Here is a 19,773-nt window from a genome sequence, read left to right as displayed (position 1 = left end):
GCACCAAGGACAGAATTGTTCCATGCAAGTTAGAAAGTCTGGTAATGCGTAAAAAACTTTAGCTAAATACCCCAAAGGTGTTTGGCTTTTTGTCGTCTCTACAGTTTTTGTTTGTATCGATTTTATATTATATCGCCGATTAGGTTATGCATCCTGTGATGATTAACTTATTCGCTGATTTAGCAAGGTTTTAAGATTTCCGTTAGGAAGTTGGATTGTAAGTTGGTGACTTAAGACTGTAAGGATTGGGTCATCAAATCTTTTAGAAATAGATTCCATCGTTAATAAATGCGCAAAAAATTTAATTTCCTAACAGGAAATGTGGTGATTTGCGGCTTTATCAGTGCACAGCAGTATCAGTGCACTGAAGTATTGATAGATGGGTAGGCATTAACGCTTTGAATGTTTAAGGACTTTTAATGGCATACTCGTATACTGAAAAAAAACGCATTCGTAAAAGTTTTGCAAAGTTGCCCACCGTCATGGACGTGCCATACTTATTGGCTATCCAAGTTGACTCGTATGAGCAATTTTTGCAAGAAAATAAAAAGCCAAAAGGTCGGGAAAACATTGGTTTACAAGCCGCTTTTAATTCTATTTTCCCTATTGAGAGCCATACTGGCAATGCCGAGCTACAATTTGTCGAATACTATCTAGGTACACCAGAATTTGATGTGCGCGAATGTATTTTACGTGGTTCAACCTATGCAGCGCCGTTACGTGTCAAAATCCGTTTGGTCATCAAAGACAAAGATGTCAAAGATAAAGATGCGAAAGCGGCAATTAAAGATATCCGTGAGCAAAGCGTCTATATGGGTGAAATCCCATTGATGACTGAAAACGGTACTTTTGTGATTAATGGTACTGAGCGTGTCATCGTATCGCAATTACACCGTTCACCAGGCGTATTCTTTGACCATGACAAAGGCAAATCACATTCAAGTGGTAAAGTGCTGTATAACGCCCGTATTATTCCTTACCGTGGTTCATGGTTAGACTTTGAATTTGATGCCAAAGACTTGGTATTTGCTCGTATTGACCGCCGCCGTAAATTATTGGCAACAGTGATTTTGCATGCCATTGGCATGAATACGCAACAAATTTTAGATGCGTTTTATGAAAAAACCCATGTGTATAAGGGTGATGAGCAGTTTGAAATTGACCTTGTCACTGACCGTTTGCGCGGTGAAATGGCGCAGTTTGAAATCGTTTCACCGGATGGCGACGTGATTGTCGAACAGGGCAAACGTATCAACGCGCGCGCGATTCGTAAAATCGAACAAGCCGGTATGACTAAATTACCTGTGCCTGATGAATACTTGTATGAGCGTATTTTGGCACAAGATATCGTCGTGGATGATGAAGTTATTGCACGCGCTAACCAATTGCTCGATCACGAGACTTTGGTCAAAATCAGCAATAACGGTATTAAAGAATTTGATATTTTATTCACTAACGATATCGATCATGGTTCATACATCGCCGATACACTGCGCGCAGATACCGCGATGAGCCGTGAAGAAGCGTTGATTGAAATCTACAAAGTGATGCGTCCAGGTGAGCCACCAACACTCGATACGGCTGAAAAACTGTTTGAATCGATGTTCTTTAACGCGGATCGCTATGATTTATCAAACGTCGGTCGCATGAAGTTCAACCGTCGTTTGGGCCGAGTCTATGAGCCAACCAATGACCCTGATGTGCAGCGTGAACGCAGTGTATTGACCAACGAAGATATTATTGACGTATTAAAAATGTTGATTGAAATTCGTGATGGTCGTGGGGTAGTGGACGATATTGACCATTTAGGTAACCGCCGTGTCCGTTCAGTCGGTGAGATGACAGAAAATCAATTTCGCGTCGGTTTAGTCCGTGTCGAGCGTGCTGTTAAAGAGCGTTTAAGCTCAGCTGAAACAGATAACTTATCACCACAAGATTTGATTAACTCAAAACCTGTGGCAGCCGCCATTAAAGAGTTCTTTGGTTCATCACAATTGTCACAGTTTATGGACCAAAATAACCCATTGTCAGAAATCACCCATAAGCGCCGTGTTTCTGCCTTAGGTCCAGGTGGTTTAACACGTGAGCGTGCAGGCTTTGAAGTCCGTGACGTACACCAAACCCATTATGGTCGTGTGTGTCCGATTGAAACCCCTGAGGGTCCAAACATCGGTCTGATTAACTCACTAGCCGTCTATGCTAAAACCAATGAATTTGGTTTCTTAGAGACTCCGTATCGTAAAGTAGTTGACGGTAAAGTGACGGATGAAATCGAGTACTTATCAGCGATTGAAGAAGTAGGCACTGTGATTGCACAAGCGGATTCGCCGATTGATGAAAGCGGTCAGTTGACAGAAGATTATGTCTCTGTGCGTAACTATGGTGAATTTGTGCGTATGGCACCAGAGAAAGTGACCCACATGGACGTATCACCGCGTCAGGTTGTGTCTGTGGCAGCAAGTTTGATTCCATTCTTGGAACATGACGATGCCAACCGTGCTTTGATGGGTTCAAACATGCAGCGCCAAGCGGTACCCACTTTACGTTCTGACAAACCACTGGTTGGTACAGGTATGGAGCGTCACGTTGCCCGTGACTCCGGTGTGTGTGTGACTGCCAAACGTGGCGGCGTCATTATGGACGTGGATGCGAGCCGTGTCGTTGTAAAAGTGAATGAAGATGAAATGCAAGCGGGCGAAGCGGGCATTGATATCTACAACTTAATCAAATACACCCGTTCAAACCAAAACACCTGTATTAACCAACGCATTATCGTCAACCAAGGTGATGTCATTGCGCGTGGGGATATCTTGGCAGATGGCCCATCAACCGATTTGGGTGAGTTGGCATTGGGTCAAAACATGCGTGTGGCGTTCATGCCTTGGAACGGTTACAACTTCGAAGACTCGATTTTGTTATCTGAGCGTGTGGTTAAAGAAGATCGTTTTACCACCATTCACATCCAAGAATTAACCTGTGTGGCGCGTGATACCAAATTGGGTACAGAAGAAATCACTGGCGATATTCCAAACGTGGGTGAAGCAGCCCTAGCTAATCTAGATGAAGCAGGTATCGTCTACATTGGTGCGGAAGTGCAAGGTGGCGATATCTTAGTGGGTAAAGTGACACCAAAAGGTGAAACCCAGCTCACCCCTGAAGAAAAACTACTTCGTGCAATTTTTGGTGAAAAAGCTGCGGACGTTAAAGATACGTCGTTGCGAGTGCCTTCTTCTACCAAAGGTACGGTGATTGACGTCCAAGTCTTTACCCGTGATGGCGTAGAAAAAGACAGCCGTGCGCAAGCTATCGAAAAAGCCCAGCTTGATAGCTATCGTAAAGACTTAAAAGAAGAATTGCGTATCTTTGAAAACGCCGCACGCGGTCGCATTATTTCATTGCTTGACGGTCAAACTGTGAGTGGTGGCGCGGGCTTAAAATCAGGTACAGTGTTGAGTGAAGCGTCAATGCAAGACATGTCGCTTGAAACATTGCTTGATATTCAGCCAACCCAAGAAGATACCGCAGAGCGTTTATCACAAATTGGTGACTTTTTAACCGATAAACAAAAAGAAATCGATGAAAAATTCACTGAGAAAAAACGCAAATTAACGGCTGGTGATGACTTAACCCATGGCGTGCAAAAAATCGTCAAAGTGTACTTAGCAGTAAAACGTCGTATTCAACCTGGTGACAAAATGGCGGGTCGTCATGGTAACAAAGGGGTGGTATCACGTATCATGCCGATTGAAGATATGCCATACGATGAAAACGGCAACCCAGTGGATGTGGTACTAAACCCACTAGGCGTACCATCGCGTATGAACGTCGGTCAGATTCTAGAAACTCACTTAGGCGGCGCAGCACGTGGTTTGGGTATCAAAATTGACGAGATGATCAAACAACAAGCGGCAGTTTCTGAGTTACGTGATTTCTTAGACAAAATCTATAACCAAATTGGCGGCGAGCAAGTGGACTTAGGCAGCATCAGTGATGACGAAATCATTGCGATGTCAAAAAATCTACGTGCGGGCGTACCAATGGGTACCGCAGTATTTGATGGTGCTAAAGAACAGCAAATCAAAGGCTTGCTAGAATTAGCGGGTATGCCAACCTCGGGTCAGCAAGTATTGTTTGATGGTCGTACCGGTCAACAGTTTGATCGTCCGGTGACCGTAGGTTACATGTACATGCTCAAACTCAACCACTTGGTTGACGACAAAATGCACGCACGTTCAACGGGTTCTTACTCACTGGTTACCCAGCAGCCATTGGGTGGTAAAGCCCAGTTTGGTGGTCAGCGCTTCGGTGAGATGGAAGTGTGGGCGCTTGAAGCTTACGGTGCTGCTTATACATTGCAAGAGATGTTGACGGTGAAATCCGATGACGTCGAAGGTCGTACCCGCATGTACAAAAACATCGTCGATGGTGAACAGAACATGTCAGCTGGTATGCCAGAATCGTTCAACGTATTGACCAAAGAGATTAAGTCATTGGGTATCAATATTGAGTTAAAAGATCATAGCAAAAGTAAAAACTAAGTCATGATTCGGAGTGTGGTGGCTTTAAACGTCGCCATACTCAAGCTCAATAGTTTACCTTTTTAATGACAAACGAATAAAAATTAACCTTAAATTGAAAGTCAATCTGTAGCGACCTTCAATTTAATCGATGGAGAAGCAGTTTGAAAGACTTATTAGACATCATGAAAAGCCCTGCCGACTCTGGTAACCAAGAGTTCGACAGCATTCAAATTTCTCTTGCCTCACCTGACACCATCAAATCTTGGTCGCATGGGGAAGTTAAAAAGCCTGAAACCATCAACTATCGTACTTTCAAACCAGAACGTGATGGTCTTTTTTGTGCCAAAATTTTTGGACCTGTTAAAGACTACGAATGCTTGTGTGGTAAATACAAACGCCGTAAATTCCAAGGCGTGATCTGTGAAAAATGTGGTGTTGAAGTGACCGCTGCCAAAGTACGCCGCGAGCGTATGGGTCACATTGAGCTGGCAAGCCCAGTCGCGCATATTTGGTTCTTAAAATCATTACCAAGCCGTATTGGTCTATTACTTGATATGACTTTGCGTGATATCGAGCGCGTACTGTATTTTGAAAGCTATGTAGTGACTGACCCAGGTTTAACTAGCCTTGAAAAATACCAGTTGCTCGATGATGAAGATTACTTCAAAGCACTTGAAGAGTTTGGTGATGAATTCACCGCGAAAATGGGTGCTGAAGCGGTTCAAGACTTGCTGCGCGATATTGACGTGGATTTGGAAATCGACCAGTTACGTGAAGAAATTCCTAACACGGGTTCAGAAACCAAACTTAAAAAAATGTCAAAGCGCCTAAAATTGCTTGAGTCATTCCGTGATTCAAACAACAAGCCAGAATGGATGGTAATGACCGTATTACCTGTATTGCCACCTGATTTGCGTCCATTGGTACCGCTTGAAGGGGGTCGTTTTGCCACTTCAGACTTAAATGACTTATATCGCCGCGTCATTAACCGTAACAACCGCTTAAAACGCTTGTTGGAGCTCAATGCGCCTGACATCATCGTGCGTAACGAAAAACGTATGCTGCAAGAGTCAGTGGATGCGCTGCTTGACAATGGTCGCCGCGGTCGTGCGATTACGGGTAGCAACAAACGTCCATTGAAATCTTTAGCTGACATGATTAAAGGTAAACAAGGTCGTTTCCGTCAAAACTTACTGGGTAAACGTGTTGACTATTCAGGGCGTTCGGTTATTACCGTGGGTCCATACCTGCGTCTACACCAATGTGGGTTGCCAAAAAAAATGGCACTTGAACTGTTCAAACCATTTACTTATGCCAAACTTTTGCAAAATGGCATTGCGACCACTATCAAAGCCGCTAAGAAAATGGTTGAGCGTGAAGAACCGGCAGTGTGGGATATGCTTGCCAGCGTGATTCGTGAACACCCAGTGCTACTAAACCGTGCACCGACCCTCCATCGTTTGGGTTTACAAGCATTTGAGCCTGTACTGATTGAAGGTAAAGCAATTCAGCTACATCCGCTAGTTTGTAGCGCGTTCAACGCCGACTTCGATGGTGACCAAATGGCGGTACACGTACCGTTAACTTTGGAGGCCCAGCTTGAAGCCCGTGCCTTGATGATGTCAACCAACAACATCTTGTCACCTGCCAATGGTGAGCCAATCATCACGCCATCACAAGACGTTGTATTGGGGCTATATTACATCAGCCGTTCGCATATCAATGCCAAAGGCGAAAACATGACTTTCTCAAACGTGAAAGAAGTGTATCGCGCGCTAGGTACCGGTGATTTAAGCGTCAATGCCAAAATTAAAGTACGTATTGAAGAAACCACGTATGACGAAGAAGGTAATGCCAATAGCGTTACCAAAATGGTTGACACCGTTGCCGGTCGCTGTTTGATTTGGAATATCACCCCAAAAGGTATGAGCTTTGACGAAGTCAATAAAGAGATGACTAAGAAAAACATCGCTCGCCTTATCAATTCTTGCTACCGCAAAATGGGCGTGAAAGACAGCGTCATGTTTGCTGACCAATTGATGTATTTGGGTTTTGCCCAAGCAACGTTGTCAGGCGTATCCATTGGTATGGAAGATATGCTGATTCCACCTACCAAAAACAAAATCATCGAAGCGGCGGATGCGGAAGTTCGTGAGATTGAAAGCCAGTTTGAACAAGGTTTCGTGACCGCGGGTGAACGTTATAACAAAGTCATTGATATTTGGTCACGTACCAATGACCAAATCGCCAAAGCGATGATGGATAACCTATCACAAGATACCGTTATCAATAGCCAAGGTGAAGCGGAAAAAGAAAAATCGTTTAACTCGATTTATATCATGTCGGATTCAGGTGCGCGTGGTAGTGCCGCACAGATTCGTCAGTTGGCAGGTATGCGTGGTCTGATGGCAAAACCAGACGGCTCGATTATTGAAACCCCAATTAAAGCTAACTTCCGTGAAGGCTTAAGCGTTTTACAGTACTTTATCTCGACGCACGGTGCCCGTAAAGGTCTAGCTGATACGGCACTAAAAACTGCAAACTCAGGTTACTTAACCCGTCGCTTGGTTGACGTTGCGCAAGATTTGGTTATCACCCAGCCTGATTGTGGTACCGATAAAGGTATCTTGATGAAGCCACACATTGAGGGTGGTGAAATCATTGAACAATTGGCTGACCGCGTGCTGGGCCGAGTTACCGCCAAAGATGTGATGTCAAATAAAACAGGCGAACTAGCCATCCCATCGGGTACCTTGCTGGATGAGCATTGGGTAAAAGTACTTGATGAACATGGTATTGACGAAGTTTGGGTACGTTCTGTGATTACTTGTGAAGTGCCACATGGTGTCTGTTCACAATGTTATGGTCGTGACTTAGCACGTGGTCACCGCGTCAATATTGGTGAGTCTGTGGGTGTTATGGCGGCGCAATCAATCGGTGAGCCGGGTACTCAGCTAACCATGCGTACCTTCCACGTGGGGGGTGCCGCGAGCGCCGCAGCCGTGGAAAACAGTATTCAGGTTAATAAAGGCGGTACGGTTCGCTTCCAAAACTTGAAATCTGTAAGCCATGCCGATGGTCATTTGGTAGTGGTATCTCGCTCTGCAGAAATTAGTATTACCGATGAATTAGGCCGTGAGCGTGAGCGCTATAAAGCACCGTATGGTTCGTCAATTTTAGTGGCTGATGGCACTGAGGTTACCCCAGGTCAAACCATTGGTAAATGGGATCCGCATACCCATCCAATTATTACCGAGGTATCAGGTACCGCACGCTTTAGCGAAATCACCGATGGCTTAACCGCCACCATGAAAATCGATGAAGCAACGGGCATGAGCTCATACGAAATCTTGGCGACCAAAGACCGCCCAAGCTCAGGTAAAGATTTACGTCCTGCGATTATCCTTGATACCAAAGAGGGTAAAGAAGTGGTGTATTTCTTACCACAGCAAACCATTATTCGTGTGCGTGAAGGCGATGAGGTAACAACAGGTTCGATTTTAGGTCGTGTACCACAAGAATCATCAGGTACCAAAGATATTACCGGTGGTCTACCGCGTGTTGCTGACTTATTTGAAGCGCGTCGTCCAAAAGATCATGCGATTATGGCGGAAATGAGTGGTACAGTAAGCTTTGGTAAAGATACCAAAGGTAAAAACCGCTTTATCATTACCAATGATGATGGCGAAGTGCATGAAGAGTTGATTCCAAAATGGCGTCAAATCAACGTGTTTGAGGGTGAACGTGTTGAGCGTGGCGAGGTGATTGCCGATGGTCCACAAAACCCACACGATATTTTACGCTTAAAAGGTGAAACTGAGCTTGCCAATTACATCGTCAATGAAGTACAAGACGTTTACCGCTTACAAGGGGTAAAAATCAACGACAAGCATATTGAAGTGATTATTCGTCAGATGCTACGTAAAGTTGAAGTTACCGATGGCGGTGACTCAAGCTACTTCAAAGGTGACCAAGCTGAATACGCTGATATTGTCGCCATGAACAAAAAACTCGACGAAGAGAACAAGTTCCCAGTCAAGTTTGACCGTTTATTGCTCGGTATCACTAAAGCCTCATTGGCAACTGAAAGCTTTATTTCTGCGGCGTCATTCCAAGAAACAACGCGCGTATTGACGGCGGCAGCAGTTACTGGCAAGATTGATGACTTACGCGGTCTAAAAGAAAACGTGGTTGTCGGTCGCTTGGTACCATCAGGTACTGGTTTAGCTTACCATGCCCAGCGTCTAGAGAGCGGTAAAACTACCGCCACAGAAGCTACTGAAAATCAGCAGCTAGAAGCATTAGACACCTTGTTTGCCGAAAACATGGAGCCTGCGTCAATGTCATTTGAAGACAAATTTGCTGAAGAGTTTAATAGCCAAGATGCAAAATAATCGTTAATCAGTCATAAAAAGGCCGGTGCTTGCAACTGGCCTTTTTTTTCATCAAAATATCCGTATCAAATGTCTAAGGAAACAATATGGCAGGTCGTGTTGCACGTTATCAAGCAGATAGAACCAATCAAAAAATGTATTTTTGCCGAATTTATTGTCAGCAAGCTGAACAGACGCCAAAAGGGCAATTACAGGAAGCACATATTGAAAGTGCGCTCATGCATTTGTACGGCGGCTATTTGGCATTTTTACAAGAAGTAGCGCGCTATTATAATTTAACTATGCCAAACCCGAGTCTGCAATCAATTAGTGATGCCTTGGAAACCAAAACCCAAGTATCACCTGAAGTCATGCGGTTAAAGCAACTATTAGCTAATGATTATTTGGGCGACATCGAAAAAGCATGGCAGCAAATTATCTATAAACCTGTGCCACAGAATCTTGGAAATGAGAGTGATGAAAGCAATAAAAATGCCAAATTACCGGTGATTGATGTTATGGCAAGTCCATCAAGTACCAATATTTCAGTCGATATGATTCGCCAATGGCGTGGCGATTTGGTGGATACCATTGATAGTTTGCGAGAAGGGATGATTGAGTTTTAATCGTTTAATCAAAATTATTATTTATCAACTTGGTGCTTATCCCCTTAATACTTATCAAAGATCATAAAAAAGCTCGATTCATGATCGAGCTTTTCTATTAAGGTTCATTAACGACTCATTGGTTCAGTGGTTTATTGTTATTTAATTGAGCGTAATTGATATTGTTACCCGTCGCTGGCATCGGTACGGATGCTTGTTCCTCAGGGCGTTTTTGGGTAACCGCTTGCGGGGGTTTACTGTCATCACGGGTGATTTCATTGCCCTTGCTATCGACGCGTCTAGTACCATTGTCAGTAAGCTCAATGGTTTCCTGCTCTTGTTTTTTGGATTTGGCGCGATTATTCACTGATACCCATTCCACAGGTTGACCTTTGAGCATTTTAGAGGTGAAATCCATCCAAATAGGTAGCGCCGCCACGCCACCAAATTCTTTTTTACCCATACCGATGGGTTGGTCAAAACCGACCCAAACTGTCGTCACCATTCTAGGGTTGATACCGGCAAACCACGCATCTTTGGCATCATTGGTAGTACCTGTCTTGCCACCCAAATCTGAGCGACCTAACGCCCGCGCCTTAACCGCGGTACCGCGCTGGATGACATCACGTAAGATATTGGCCATTTGGAATGCCACATTAGAAGAAAGAATACGGGGCGCTTGCTGCGCTGGAATATACTGAATAGGCATGGGTTTTAGCTTATCAGTGTCGGGGCCGGCATCATATAGTTGCGCTTCAAGGGACGCTTGGCGTGCTAGCATTTGCTGAGTGCTGGCTTCTAATGCCGCTTCTTCTTTGCTAAGTTTTTTCTTATCTTGTTTGTTTAAACTGTCTTTTTCGTTGGTTTTAGCCAGTGGGTTGGCGTTGAATAAATCAGATTTTTCAGTCGCTTTATCGCCTGCTTGCATGTCTTTACTTTGACCACTTAACAAAGCAGTTTGTTGTTCTTGGAATGCTGTTAAGTTATCTTCATTGGTTTGCTGTAAATCATTGTTAAAACATACCGCACAGGCTTGTTTTGGGTTGGCTTGGTATTGCAGCTTACCGTTGTAGTCAAAAATTTGCTGAATAAAATAAGGTTGAATACGGTGACCGCCGTTGGCAAAGGTCGCATAGCCCGTAGCCATCTGTAATGGGGTCGCTTCACCAGAACCGAGTGCCAATGATAAGGTGTTTGGCATGCGTTCTTTTTCCAACCCAAATTCATTGAGTAGCTCACGTGTATCAGAGATACCCGCTGAACGTAGCACTCGAATCGATACTAGGTTGCGCGATAGGTATAAACCTTTACGCAGTGGAATCATCCCCAAATTGCGCCCATCTGAGTTCTTGGGTTTCCAGGAACCGACGGTCAATGGATCATCAGATATCATGGTATCTGGGCTAAAGCCTTTTTCTAGGGCAGTGGCGTAAACTAATGGCTTGATGGTTGATCCTGGCTGACGATAGCCTTGAATGGCGCGGTTAAATTTACTCTTATTAAAATCAAAGCCACCAACGACCGCAAGTAACGCGCCAGTTTCTGGATTGACCGATACTAGGCTACCTTCAACGGCTGGAATTTGCACCAAACTCCAACTGCTGTTGTCAGCATTTGATGTGACATACACAATATCATGCAGGTTGACGATATTGTTGGAGATAAATGCTGAGTTTGGATTACGGTAGTGCAGTGTCGCCCAGCGCATGTTTGACCAAGGCACTTTAATCTGAGTACCGTCTTTCATGACCGCATCAAAGCCATTGCCAGGATAGACTTTGGTGACTTCAACCGGATAAAAAGAATGGATAACCGGGAAATTGGCAAGCTTGCCAGGTTTTTCTTTATCTTTTGTATTAGCAGGGGCGCCACGCCAACCGTGGCGGCGATCATACGCAAATAAACCGCGTTTAATGGCGTTTTCTGCAATTTCTTGTGCTTCGCTATTAATGGTAAGCTTCACGCGCCAGCCCGAATTGATGACAGCTTCGCCATATTGTTCCACCAATGAGGCACGGGTCATTTCCGCCAAATACGGTAAGTTTTTATCAAGTTTAGCTTGGTATAGGCGCAGTCCAATGGGTGCGGCAACCGCTTCGTCGTGTTGCGCTTGGCTAATTGCGCCATTTTTAAGCATCTGACCCAAAATCCAGTTGCGCCGCTCTAACGCGCGCTCAGGGTTGGCAACAGGATTGTATTTTGATGGCGCTTTTGGCAGACCGGCAATCATTGCCATTTCTGCAATGGTTAGGTTATTCAATGATTTACTATAATATTGCTTAGCGGCAGCTTTAATCCCATACGCACCTTGACCCAAATAGATTTTATTAACATATAAGGTCATGATGTCTTGTTTGGACAGTTTTTCTTCAATTTTGCGGGCTAAAAATAACTCCGTTAATTTACGATTAAGGGTACGTTCGGAGGATAAAAAATAATTTTTGGCAACCTGTTGGGTAATCGTCGACCCACCTGTTTGGCTATCGTCGTCGCTAACCGCTTCGGTCAGTGCGCGCCCAATGCCCTTAATACTGATACCACTGTGCTGAAAAAATGACGAATCTTCGGCCGCTAAAAAAGCATTCACCATATTTTTGGGAATTTGCTCATAACTCACTGGCAAAGACATATCATTACCGTATTGACCAATTAATTGGTTGTCCTCGGTATAGATTTGTAGTGGCATTGACAGCTTGGCTTTTTTAAGGTCATCTAAGCTTGGCAGGCTAGGTGATATATACATCGCCATACCGTAAAAACCGATGGGGAAAGCTAATACCAAAATAAAAAGAAACGCTAAAATTGCAACCAAGAGATTGAGTAAAAATTTCATCCAAGTAAAGGTAGCAGCAGTCGACTGGGTCATAAAGTCATTAGCTCAAAGCAAAATAAAGCCCCATTATACCTAAAAAAATTTGAGTTCTGTGAAAAATCTATTTTGCTTTTCGCTTGTTTTTAAACCACCCAATAAATTAGTCATAACTAAAGGTTGAATCAAATAAATTTCTAAAGTATTGTAGCGTAGTAAAAATCACGTTACTGAACTTAGTATACAAGGAACAAACTTGTGAGGTTATTTACAAAAAACAACAAGCTAGTCGTTGGGGTAGATATCACCACCACTGCGATCAAAATGGTTGAAATAACACGGCAGCAAGGTCTATTTCATTTAAGAAATTACGGCATTGAACCGTTACCCCGCGGTGCTGTTGTTGATAAAAATATTGTAGATATTGAAGCGGTCAGTGACGCCCTCGCAAGATTATCTCGTAGCAGAGGTTTTTCCAGCAAAAATATTGCGACAGCCGTAGCAGGCTCTTCGGTTATTAGCAAAATCATTGAGATGGAAGCGGATCTCACAGAGCTTGAACGAGAATCCCTTATACGTCTAGATGCTGACCAATATATTCCCTATCCTTTATCAGAAGTTAATTTAGATTTTGAAGTGATTGGCCCTTCAGCTACGCCTGATATGTGTAAGGTATTATTAGTTGCCTCTCGCACTGAAAACGTTGACCAACGTGTCGACGCGGGTGCTTTGGCGGGGCTGGATACTAAAATTGTGGATGTGGAGTCTTACGCAGTTGAACGCGCCTTTCAATTGATGGTCGATAGCTTGCCAGGTCAACCTCAGCATATAGCCCTTATTGATATCGGGCACAGCCAAACCACGCTTTATATTGCAAAGGACGGGGAGTTTGTATACAGCCGTGAACAGCTTTTTGGCGGTGCCCAGTTAACTGAAAGTATTCAAAATCGTTATGGTTTGACGTTCGAGGAGGCGATGATTAATAAGCGCACCCTGTCATTGCCAGATGATTACTATACGGATGTGTTACTGCCATTTTTAGATGCCATTGTGCAGCAAATTACCCGCTCGCTGCAGTTTTATTTTTCATCCAGCCAAAATAGCCAAGTAGAGTATATTTTGTTGGGCGGTGGTAGTGCCAGCATTGCGGGTCTAGCGAGCATGGTTGAACAAAAACTTGGTACTCGCACAGGTATTGCCAATGCATTTTCAAATATGACGATTAATAACCATATCAACACTGAATTACTGATTATGGACGCGCCAAGCTTGATGGCGGCTTGTGGCTTGGCGTTACGGAGTTTTGATTAATGGCAAAGATTAACTTACTTCCTTGGCGTCAGGAACTTCGTGAACAAAGAAACCGTGAGTTTATGACTTTAGTGGTTGCGGTATTATTATTATCACTACTTGGTGCCTTTGCGGCATGGAGTTACTATAAAAATACCCTAGAAAACCAGCAGCTTGCTAATGAACGCATCAAACAAGAAAACGCTAATTTAGACAAGGCGTTAAAAGAAATCCAAACCCTTGAGCAGCAGCGTGATGATATCATTGCGCGTATGAAAGTGATTCAAGACTTGCAAGGCCGTCGCCCTGTCCCTGTCCGTATTTGGGAAGATATTGCCAGAATTATCCCCGCACAAATGTATTTAACCAGTATGAAGCGTGAAGCTGATACCATCACCTTTACCGGTCAAGCCGACAACCCGAATGTGATTTCAACATTTATGCGCAGTCTTGATGGGACGCAGTGGTTAGAAAAATCGGCTGTGGTCAGTATACAGCAGCCCAATGCGGTGGCTTATCAAGCACCCAAACCCGCACCTGCTGCTGGTAACATCAGTGCTAGCAGTACCAGCGCAACATTACCAGAAGCCAATTACGTGACTTTTGTGGTAACAACCATGGTTAAGCAAACCGACATCGCCAGTGCCACCGCTGCAAGTGGCGTTGCGGCAAGTGCGAGTAAGGAGAAATAACGGTGAAATTAACCAATCCGCTAAAAAGACCGAAGCTCGTCAAAAAACCCGTTCACATTACCGCAAAAAAATCGTTTGATGTTAAAGCCTTTACCGAAAGCTTTAAATCCCTAGACCAAAATAATTATGGTAGCTGGCCTGTGCCTGTTAAGGTTACTGTCTTGCTATTTATGGTTGCTGTTATCGCCTTTTTAACTTGGTTTTTGCCGATTAGTACCAAACGTGATGAGATTGCCGCTGCGGAAGCTGAGCAGCAAACCTTGCTCGATCAATATCGCCAAAAAGAATCCAAAGCACGTCATCTAAAAGAATATCAGGCGCAAGTATCAAAAATGCAGTCTGATTTTAAAGAACTGCTCAATCAATTACCCAAAGACACCCGTATTTCTGACCTAGTGGATGGGATAAATATGGTTGGTGTGGGCAGTAACATTAAATTTCAGGATATCAAAGTTGAACCCGAAGTCTCCCAAGAATTCTTTATTGAGCAGCCAATTCGTATTGCCGCTTTAGGAGACTATCACCAATTTGGGTCATTCATTAGTGGTCTAGCTAAATTACCTCGCATTATTACCCTGCATGACTTTGAGGTCACCAACCCTAGTCCTAGCCTAGACAAGCTACCAGAAACCAATCTTGTTTTGAACGTTAAAACTTATCGTTCAAAAGAGTTAACTGAAGAAGAATTAAAGAAGGCACAAAAAGATAATCAAAAAAATTCAGCGGGACCTGACAATAAGGAAGCGAATAATGGCAATTAATAAAAAACCGCTCTCTATTTGCTTAGCCCTATTAGCCCTGTTATCTGGCTGTACCGACCGTGTTGGTTTGGCAGAGCAACAAATGCAGGACATCCGTAACCAGCCTGCGCAACCGGTAAAGCCACCGCCGACACCCGAAGTGGTACAGGAGTTTAATTACAGCGCTTCACCGCTGCGTAGTCCATTTATGCCACCCAGTTTAATGCTGCAAGCCAATCAAGTACAGCAAATGAAAGGGGTCAGACCCGATGTGACCCGACTCAAAGAGCCACTTGAACAATTTGAGTTGAATGAGCTTACCTATAAAGGTACGATGGTGTCATCATCTGGCGAGGTGTATGGTCTTGTGCAACGCCCAGATGGGGGGATTGCCAGTGTCAAAGTGGGTAATTATATGGGTAAAAATGAGGGGCGTATTGCAGAGATTACGCCAACCCAAATTAACTTAATTGAAATCATACCAGACAGTCGTGTCGGCTATGTCGAAAAAGCAAACTCAATTGTTGCCGCAGTTAGTCAATAAAACAAAGGGATAATTCAATGAATTTTAATGCCTATCCATTTCGAACTTCAACGTCTAAGCTTGCGGTAGCGATGAGTGCGATGTTAGTATCTAGCAGTGTGTTTGCAGCTGATACCATTAGAAATATCTCGGTTACCACGCCGAGCGCTGTGCTAACAGAACTCAATATCGACTTCGCTAACAGTGCTGTGACGCCGACGGCTTATGAACTTGCCTCACCCACACGACTGGTGTTGGATTTTCCCAATGTGAATAATCAAATTTCATCACGGATGCAAACTTATAACAAAGGCTATGTCAACAATGTCACAACGCTGACCAATGACAGTATGACACGTATGATTATTGAGTTGTCAAATCAAGCGACCTTTAGTACACGTGTGATTAATAATCGCCTGGTAGTATCAATGCAGCCGAAAACCACAGCAGCTACCAATCCAGCTATCGTTACACCTGTGGTGACTACAGCGGCCGTTGTGAGTCAGCCCGCGGTGGTAACGCCTGCTGCCGTAGTGACTGAAGCTGCGCCTGTGATTGCTACACCGCCACCTGTGGTCGTGCAAACGCCGCCACCTGTTGCCGTCGTGACCCAAACACCAAAAGTCGCCCCACCCGCCAATACCATGGTAGTCAAAGTCAATCCTTTATTAAATCCTGCTGCCGCCGTTGTTCAACAATACAACTATGATGGCCTAGCGGCGATTAATTTTAATGGCACCTCGAACGGCGGCGGTAATGTTAGCATTAATTTGGTGAATGACAGCATCCCTGTGGATGTGCAGCGCATGGGTGATGAGTTAGTCATTCGTCTGACAGGCGCTACCATTCCCAGTCGCCTGCAAAAACAAATGACCGTAGGTAATGGCTTGGTGCGTGATGTTATCGCAACCAACCAAGGACGCAATGGCGTGATTCGCGTTGCCATGACAGGCGATTATGACTATAAAGCCTTTCAAACAGGCAATCAGCTAAATATCAATATCGATCCCCCCAAACGTATGCGCGAGCCGACCATTGAAGAACGTACCTATAGTGGGGCACCTTTATCACTAGAGTTTCAAGATGTCAGCGTGCGGACGATTTTAGAAGTGTTGGCACAACATACCAATACCAATATTGTTGCCAGTGACAGCGTCAGTGGTAATATTACCTTGCGTCTGATTAACGTGCCTTGGGATCAAGCCTTAGATATTATCCTAAAAAGTAAAAATTTGGATAAACGGGTTAATGGTAATGTAATTTGGGTGGCACCCGCGGCAGAACTTGCCAAACAAGAAGCCGATGAGTTAAAAGCGCAACAAGAGAAAAAAGTATTAGATCCACTGCGTACCGAATATATCCGACTCAACTATGCCAAAGCAGAAAATGTACGAACACTGATTGAAGCAGGTAGAGCAACATCCGATCGCTCTAGTGGCAATACCTCACTGTTAACAGACAGAGGTACAGTCACAATCGATACCCGAACTAACACCTTGATTGTTAAAGACACCGCTGAAACCATCAGCAACATCCGTGATTTGATTAGTAAAATCGATATCGCTGTCAAACAAGTAATGATTGAAGCCCGCATTGTGAGTGCGACAGACACCTTTAGCAAAGAACTTGGGGTAAAATGGGGTATTTTATCGCAAGGCGTGCACAGTAATCGTAATTTATTAGTGGGTGGTTCTGAGCAGACCATATGGGATCTTAAGAAATATAGTATGCAATCAATGACCGTAAATGGGCAAACTGTTGATTATCCTTCATACACTATTACACGACCTGATAACCTTAGTGTTAATCTAGGTGCAGCTAACCCTGCAGGACAAATTGCGTTTGGCCTGCTGAGCATTTCAGATTTACTATTAGATTTAGAATTGTCAGCCATGCAAGCGGATAATAAGGGTGAAGTCATCTCCAGTCCAAAAGTGCTAACCGCCGACAAACAAACCGCCAAAATCATGTCAGGCACACAAATTCCTTATCAAGAAGCCTCTGCCAGTGGGGCGACCTCAACGAGCTTTATCGAAGCGGCATTGAGTCTTGAAGTGACCCCTAATATCACCCCTGAAGGTCGTATTGGCATGGATTTGAGTATTGAAAATGGTTCACCAACTATCGTCAATGGTGCGACAGCGGTTTCTAAAGATTCGATTAAAACCAATGTGGTCGTCGATGATGGTCAAACGGTTGTGCTCGGTGGCGTGTTTAAAAATACCTTAGGTAACGATGTGACTAAAATCCCTTTCTTAGGCGATTTACCTTATGTTGATCGCTTCTTTAAACGCACCTCAAAAACCAACAACAAGCAAGAATTATTGATTTTTGTGACCCCAAAATTGGTGAATGACACGGGCCGTGTTAATTAATTTACTCCCTAATAGAGCTGTTGTATAACAAAATAGTCTTATAGCGCATTGCCACAAATCACAGTATAATGTTTTCAATATATTATAGAGTGATTTGTGGTTTTTTTATGGAGTGTAATCAACCTAAGCCGTTAATTATTTTGATTGGTCCGATGGGTGCGGGTAAGACCACAATTGGTAAATTGTTGGCGCAGCAACTTGGGTTTACGTTTTATGACAGTGATCAGGAAATAGAACGCGTCTCAGGTGCCAGTATTAGCTGGATTTTTGAAAAAGAGGGTGAAGTAGGGTTTCGTCAACGCGAAACACGTGTGCTTGATAAACTAACCCAGCTCGATCATATCGTACTAGCCACAGGCGGTGGGGCAGTTACTATCGCTGAAAATCACCATTTTTTAAAACGTGGTATAATTATCTATTTGCGAGCAGAAGTTGACATTCAGTATGAACGCACTTGTCGTGACCGCAACCGTCCGTTATTACAAATAGACAATCCTAAGCAAAAGTTAACCGAACTTTTTTGTAAACGTGACCCAATTTATCAGCAGCTTGCCGACATCACCATTGTTACGGGTCACAGTTCCCCAAAAAAAATGGTGCATGACATTTTGCTGCAATTGCAAGACGCCAATATAACCGTCTAAATGTAGCACTCTCGATATGACAAACTAATTGATGACAACCTGCTAGATGCCAAAAAATAACATTGATATGAGTACTGCCATGCGCCGTGAGTTAATTGTCCATACACGTTCACACGACTATCCCATTTTTATTGGGGAAAATCTCATCGAAACCTTTGATTTTGCTGACTATATTGGTGGCAAACAAATATTGGTTGTCACCAATGAGACAGTTGCACCCCTATATCTTGATAAACTCGTCGCACGTTTGCCTGCCGATAAACTCATTAAGACTTGTATTTTACCTGATGGTGAGCAGTATAAAACCCAGCAAAGCATTGATCGTATTTATGATCAGTTGATGGAAAATCACTTTAACCGTGACTGTACGCTGATTGCCCTTGGTGGTGGCGTCATTGGTGATATGGTGGGTTTTGCGGCAGCAAGTTTTATGCGCGGTGTGAATTTTATCCAAATTCCCACAACGTTGTTATCGCAAGTGGATTCTAGCGTCGGCGGCAAAACAGGCATCAATCATCGCTTGGGCAAAAATATGATTGGCGCGTTTTGGCAGCCGCGTCTTGTTTTGGCAGATATGACCACCTTAAAAACCTTGCCACCGCGTGAATTATCAGCAGGGTTAGCAGAAATTATCAAATACGCGTTAATCGGCGATGTGGCGTTTTTGGCTTGGCTTGAAACCCATATAACGTCGTTACGCGCGCTCGATTTGAATTTGTTAGCCCAAGCTGTACTGATTTCTTGCCAGCATAAAGCAGATATTGTGGCGCAAGATGAGTTTGAAGCCAATACACGCGCGCTACTTAATTTTGGTCATACCTTTGGGCATGTGATTGAAACGCATGAAGGTTATGGCAATTGGCTGCATGGTGAAGCAGTCGCGGTAGGTATGATTCAAGCGATGCAGTTGTCACAAAAACAAGGTTGGCTTAGCGCGGATGATGTTGACAGAGCTAGCTCTTTAATCGCTCGTGCTGATTTACCCACCCATCCACCAGTCATTGAGGTCAATACGGCACTGGATTTGATGGGGCATGATAAAAAAGTCAAATCCGGCAAAATTCGTCTAGTATTACTAGAAAAATTGGGACAAGCGGTATTGACGTCAGCGTATGATCCAGCGTTACTGACAGACGTGCTGGCTTTGACTGAAAAAGCTAATTGATATAAATTTTATAGATGGGTTAAAGCGTCATATCGGG

The 19,773-nt window shown here is 43.9% G+C and carries 11 protein-coding genes; 10 read left to right on the top strand and 1 reads right to left on the bottom strand.

Going from position 1 to position 19,773, the window contains the following annotated elements; translation table 11 throughout:
- Nucleotides 1–419 precede the first annotated feature (419 nt).
- From rpoB to RT143_RS07400, 3 genes are all read left to right on the top strand, one after another.
- Complete coding sequence (gene rpoB / locus RT143_RS07410) at nucleotides 420–4,538, top strand: DNA-directed RNA polymerase subunit beta (protein ID WP_313092173.1); 4,119 nt, start codon at nucleotides 420–422, stop codon at nucleotides 4,536–4,538.
- A 143-nt stretch (nucleotides 4,539–4,681) separates the two neighbouring features.
- The gene (gene rpoC / locus RT143_RS07405; protein ID WP_313092172.1) at nucleotides 4,682–8,914 is read left to right on the top strand and encodes a DNA-directed RNA polymerase subunit beta'; all 4,233 of its coding nucleotides are present in this window, start codon (nucleotides 4,682–4,684) and stop codon (nucleotides 8,912–8,914) included.
- A gap of 86 nt (nucleotides 8,915–9,000) precedes the next feature.
- Nucleotides 9,001–9,519: a DUF6586 family protein gene (locus RT143_RS07400; RefSeq protein WP_135888360.1), complete on the top strand. Its 519-nt coding sequence runs from the start codon at nucleotides 9,001–9,003 to the stop codon at nucleotides 9,517–9,519.
- Between the two features lie 115 nt (nucleotides 9,520–9,634).
- On the opposite strand, the gene RT143_RS07395 is transcribed toward RT143_RS07400, so the two are convergent.
- Nucleotides 9,635–12,364: a penicillin-binding protein 1A gene (locus tag RT143_RS07395; RefSeq protein ID WP_313092170.1), complete on the bottom strand. Its 2,730-nt coding sequence runs from the start codon at nucleotides 12,362–12,364 to the stop codon at nucleotides 9,635–9,637.
- 201 nt (nucleotides 12,365–12,565) lie between these two features.
- Here RT143_RS07395 and RT143_RS07390 point away from each other — a divergent pair, with 201 nt between their 5' ends.
- The 7 genes from RT143_RS07390 to aroB all read left to right on the top strand — a co-directional run bounded on the left by RT143_RS07390 (nucleotide 12,566) and on the right by aroB (nucleotide 19,736).
- Nucleotides 12,566–13,618, top strand: a complete 1,053-nt coding sequence (locus RT143_RS07390) for a pilus assembly protein PilM (protein ID WP_095356374.1) — start codon at nucleotides 12,566–12,568, stop codon at nucleotides 13,616–13,618.
- A complete protein-coding gene (locus RT143_RS07385; protein ID WP_313092169.1) occupies nucleotides 13,618–14,289 on the top strand; it encodes a PilN domain-containing protein in 672 nt (223 codons plus the stop codon). Before RT143_RS07390 ends, RT143_RS07385 begins: the two co-directional genes overlap by 1 nt.
- Nucleotides 14,290–14,291: 2 nt before the next feature.
- The gene (locus tag RT143_RS07380) at nucleotides 14,292–15,050 is read left to right on the top strand and encodes a type IV pilus inner membrane component PilO (RefSeq protein WP_409519702.1); all 759 of its coding nucleotides are present in this window, start codon (nucleotides 14,292–14,294) and stop codon (nucleotides 15,048–15,050) included.
- On the top strand, nucleotides 15,040–15,573 hold the full coding sequence (locus tag RT143_RS07375; RefSeq protein WP_313092167.1) for a pilus assembly protein PilP: 534 nt from the start codon (nucleotides 15,040–15,042) through the stop codon (nucleotides 15,571–15,573). The genes RT143_RS07380 and RT143_RS07375 overlap by 11 nt, the downstream gene beginning before the upstream one ends.
- Before the next feature lie 17 nt (nucleotides 15,574–15,590).
- A complete protein-coding gene (gene pilQ / locus RT143_RS07370) occupies nucleotides 15,591–17,927 on the top strand; it encodes a type IV pilus secretin PilQ (RefSeq protein ID WP_313092165.1) in 2,337 nt (778 codons plus the stop codon).
- A 107-nt stretch (nucleotides 17,928–18,034) separates the two neighbouring features.
- The gene (locus RT143_RS07365) at nucleotides 18,035–18,571 is read left to right on the top strand and encodes a shikimate kinase (RefSeq protein ID WP_160002372.1); all 537 of its coding nucleotides are present in this window, start codon (nucleotides 18,035–18,037) and stop codon (nucleotides 18,569–18,571) included.
- Nucleotides 18,572–18,638: 67 nt separating this feature from the next.
- Nucleotides 18,639–19,736, top strand: a complete 1,098-nt coding sequence (gene aroB, locus RT143_RS07360; protein ID WP_313092190.1) for a 3-dehydroquinate synthase — start codon at nucleotides 18,639–18,641, stop codon at nucleotides 19,734–19,736.
- Nucleotides 19,737–19,773 lie beyond the last annotated feature (37 nt).

This window comes from Moraxella sp. CTOTU48268, from assembly GCF_032069585.1.
Lineage (GTDB): Bacteria > Pseudomonadota > Gammaproteobacteria > Pseudomonadales > Moraxellaceae > Faucicola > Faucicola cinerea.
This window is presented reverse-complemented; position numbering and strand designations above follow the sequence as displayed.